Consider the following 4047-nt stretch of genomic DNA (forward strand, 5'->3'; position numbering starts at 1 on the left):
ATGGACATGCAGGCCGACAACGCCTTCGGCACAGCCGAAGCGCTGGTGCTGGCCCCCAGCGCCGCCGCACTGCCGGCCGTGGCCGCCGCCTTCCAAAAGGGCCTGAAAACGGTGCCGGTGGAGGAGGGTATGAAGGTCGACATGAAGCTGGAGCCCTTTGCCGAGTCGGTGGCCGGGCGCGTGCTGGCCCAGTACAACTGGACCGACAACCCCGCCCGCCTGTTTCGCGGGTTGAGCGCCGTGGCGGTAGCGCTGCTACTGCTGCTGCCGGCCCTGAACCTGGTAAACATCAACGTGAGTCGGATTCTGGACCGCAGCTCGGAGATTGGGGTGCGCAAGGCGTTTGGGGCCACCGGCGGGGCGCTGGTGAGGCAGTTTCTGGTCGAGAACGTGTTTCTGACGCTGCTCGGCGGCTTGCTGGGCCTGGGGCTAGCGGCCGGCGCGCTGCACCTGCTGAACGAGAGCGGGCTGATTGCCTACACCGAGTTCGGGCTGAACGGGCGCGTGTTTGCGGTGGGGCTGGCGGGCGTGCTCGGGTTCGGGCTGCTGTCGGGGGTGTACCCGGCTTACAAAATGTCGAAACTATCGGCCGTGCAGGCCCTGAGAGGAGCCACAACCAAATGATACAGCACTTATTTACCCTGATTTGGAACCGGCGGCGGGCCAACTTCCTGCTCATCGCCGAGATTTTCCTGGCCTTCGTGGTGCTGTTCGTGGTGGGCAGCGTGGTGGTGTACAACCAGCAGAACTACCGCCAGCCGCCGGGCTTCGCCTACGAGCAGGTGTGGCGCGTGAACCTCGACCCCGGCGCCCTGCCCGAGGCCGGCCGCCTGGCTGCCGGGGTGTATGTGGTACGCATGACGCTCAATGGCGAAACGCAAACGCTGCGCGTAACCCGCGAGTAAGCGGCTTGCAGGCAACTGTTTTTAGCTGTAAAAAAAGCCCTGGCCAATTGCTGGCCAGGGCTTTTTTTGATTTTGGAATAATGTAGAGACGCATATTTGCGTCTTGTCTTTGAACGACAACGCCTGAACGACTCCCGCACGGCGCGAACGATAAGACGCAAAATGTTGCGTCTCTACCTCGTTCTGGAATAACGTCAATTCAAATAAGGAGACTCCAACTCCTGGCCCATGCTGGTGAGGGTGCCCGGGCGGCGGCCCGTGAGGCGCATGCTCAGAGCCTGGGCCTCGCGGGCGCTCAGCACTTCAAGCTCGTGCAGCCAGGCCACGCGGCGCAGTTGCGGTTCGATGAAGCCCAGCGGATTTACCTGGCCGTACTCGTCGCGCAGGTAGGCTTTGGTGCGGCGTTCCAGCTCAGCCACCAGCGTCTGAAACCGGCGCCGCTGCCAGGGCCGCCCGGCCAGCGTCACAACCAGGTTTGCCGTTTGCAGCCGGAAAGTGAACCACTGCTGCTCGAAGCGTAGATAGCTGGCCAGCAAGTTCAGCACCAGCACCAGCAGCCAGCCCCAGAGGGCGGCATCAGCGGAGCCAGTAGTCAGCCAGTGCCGCACCGGCCCGTAGCCCAGAAACGCCAGCAGCAGGCCCGTGAGCAGCAACTGGCCCGTGGGCAGGCGCCGCTGCAGGTGCGCCCGCACGGGCAATATCTCTTCGTACGGCACCTCGGTTTCGAGTGTGGCCACGCCCTGGGGGTTGCGCTTGCACACGTACAGGCTTTCGGCTCGCAGCGCCACTGTGGTAGTGCCCTGAAATAACTGTTTTTGGGTGAAAATCATCTATAGAATAGGGAAGGAGGTAGAAAGGAATCGGAAGAAAGGAAAATGCTGGCGGGAGTGGCCGTGATGCAACGCGCCCACGAGGCATCAGCTGGCTTAGTCGTGGGAGGCGAGCGGCTGTGCGGCGCGTAGCATAACGTTGCCCAGCTGCCCACCGCTTCTTTCTTCTCCTACGCAAAGGGGCTCGGTGTGAAGCACAGCACAAAAATAGCCAGCATGAGCCAGCCCAGCAGCTGGCGCCCCCGGCTCAGCGGCCGCTCGTCGGGCGCGGGTGGGTGGTAAATGGACGTGAGGCGCCCCAGCAGCAGCCACCCCAGATAGCCAATCTGAATGAGCACCACCGCCCAGCTGAAGGGCATATACAGCGGCGAATCCCAGAGCATGGCCTCGGGCCGCGGGTAGAGCAGCGTGTGGGTCGATTCGACCAGGTAGGCATCGGCCACCAGCTCGGCCAGGCCGGCCACCAGGGCAAAGCCCAGCAGCCGCGCCACCAGCCAGTCGCGGGCCAGGACGGCATACAGGGCGTAGGCGGTGAAAAAGCCATAGCTCCAGCGGGCCGCCGTAACCCAGCCCCGATGCGTGAGGCTATCGTGCACGAGCAGGGCAATGCCCAGCGCCATCAGGCCCAGCAGCACGGGCGTGCGGTAGCGAAACGTGGCCGGAGCGAGCGTAGAAACGAGCATAGAAACCTATTTAAAGCCTATAATGCGGTGGTACAAGTGATTGGCCCCGTGCAGCAGCCGACCCAGCCAGCTCAGCTCGTTGGTCCAGGGGAGGCCTTGAGCGAAGCGGCGGCGGTCTTCCCAGCGCAGCACGGCCAGGATGTCGGGCTCGTGCAGAGGCCAGATTTGGCAATACGGGGCCGACACGCCGCTGGCGTCGATGATGCCGTTCACGGCGCGGCGGGCGGCCTCGTTGGCACCTTCCATGGTGGCCAGGTCGGTGTTGGTGCGCACGTAGTCGGAGGCCAGGAAGAAGTTGGCGATGCCGGTGCTGGCTTCCGGGCGCAGGCTCCAGGAGTTGGCCGTGTTCACCAGCAGCGGCTCGGCATCGTGCTCCGAGCAGGTGGGGTTGTCGAGCTGCGCGTCTTCGGGGCGGATGTCGGCGTCCACGTTTGCCAGCAGTATCATGCTGCGGTCGAGCAGCATGCCGCCACCGTTGAGGGCAGCTTCAAGCTGGTTCCACACTTCCTCCTTGATTTCCTCGATGGTGCACTTATGGGCCGGCTTGCCGTTGAGGCCGGCCGTGAACCAGTCCGACACGTCGACCGACAGCAGCCCTTTCACGTCGCCCGCGCCGAAGCCACTCAGCGGAAAATCCGGCCAGAACTGGGCCTGCGAAATCACCGTCAGGGCCCACTTCGAGTCGATGCAGATGACGTGGCCGTGCGTGAGCGGCACGTCCTGGTTGAGGTAGTACTGCACGCCGTTCATCCAGTTCAAGCTGTGGCGCTTGGGGTTAGCCAGCTCGCCGATGCAGCCCAGCGTGGCATCCACGGCCAGCATATCCTTGTTCACGAGCAGGGCCATGCGCTCGAGTGGCACGGCCGCGAGGTAGTAGTCGGCCTGCACCTGGCGGGTGGTGCCGGTGGCCTGGTCTTGCACCGTGGCCCCGCTGATGAGCTGGGTATGTGGGTCGCAGTGCAGGGCCGTGGTGAGGTGGTTGTGATGGTACTCGACGCCCAGCGAAAGCAGGTATTTCAGCCACGGAAACAGCCACACGTCGTTGGTGGGGCCGTTCAGCACGCGGTCGGTGTGGGCGCTGGGGTTGGCCATGAGCAGCAGGAGCTGCACCAGAATGTCGCCGCCGGTTTTGGTGCTCATCAGCTTGGGCTGGGCCGCCACCAGCGAGTGGGTGAGGCCGCCCACACAATACTCCTCGTAGGGGCAGGGCTGGCGGGTGCCGCACTGCTGGTCGGTGCTCATGTACTGCCACCAGGCCACCCGCTCGTAGGTTTGCTGGCGGCGCTCGTACGAGCTGGTCATCAGCTGCCACACCCGCTTCGCAAACAAGTCTTTGTCGGCCGCGGTCAGCCCCGTGTCGGCCGTTAGCAGCTCATCGAGCAGCACGCGCAGGTCGGCCAGCGACTTCGGGAAGTTTACCAAGCCGGTGATAGGCTTTTTGCCGCCGCGGCCCAGCAGCATTCGGGTGGTCATCACCAGGTTATCGAACACGCCCTGCTTATTATTCCCGAACGGAATGCGCTTCATGGTGTCGGTAACATGCCGGTAGAAGCCCGGGAAGAACCGGAAGCCGTGCTCGCCCGGCAGCGCCGGCCGCTCGGGCGTGGCCGTGCCTGGCACCTGCGTGCT

The 4047-nt window shown here is 64.1% G+C and carries 5 protein-coding genes; 2 read left to right on the top strand and 3 right to left on the bottom strand.

Annotation, left to right across the window (positions count from 1 at the left end; all coding sequences use genetic code 11):
- On the top strand, positions 1–624 hold a 624-nt coding region (locus ACYVDE_RS16415; protein ID WP_460502632.1), incomplete at its 5' end, for an ABC transporter permease.
- The gene (locus ACYVDE_RS16420) at positions 621–905 is read left to right on the top strand and encodes a hypothetical protein (RefSeq protein ID WP_460502633.1); all 285 of its coding nucleotides are present in this window, start codon (positions 621–623) and stop codon (positions 903–905) included. The genes ACYVDE_RS16415 and ACYVDE_RS16420, both read left to right, overlap by 4 nt.
- 194 nt (positions 906–1099) lie before the next feature.
- On the opposite strand, the gene ACYVDE_RS16425 is transcribed toward ACYVDE_RS16420, so the two are convergent.
- The 3 genes from ACYVDE_RS16425 to ACYVDE_RS16435 all read right to left on the bottom strand — a co-directional run.
- Positions 1100–1735, bottom strand: a complete 636-nt coding sequence (locus ACYVDE_RS16425; protein WP_460502634.1) for a hypothetical protein — start codon at positions 1733–1735, stop codon at positions 1100–1102.
- A 170-nt stretch (positions 1736–1905) separates the two neighbouring features.
- On the bottom strand, positions 1906–2418 hold the full coding sequence (locus ACYVDE_RS16430) for a DUF6989 domain-containing protein (protein ID WP_460502635.1): 513 nt from the start codon (positions 2416–2418) through the stop codon (positions 1906–1908).
- 6 nt (positions 2419–2424) lie between these two features.
- A partial coding sequence (locus tag ACYVDE_RS16435) for a hydroxysqualene dehydroxylase (protein ID WP_460502636.1) occupies positions 2425–4047 on the bottom strand: 1623 nt, incomplete at its 5' end.

The sequence above is a fragment of the Hymenobacter agri genome, assembly GCF_054778495.1.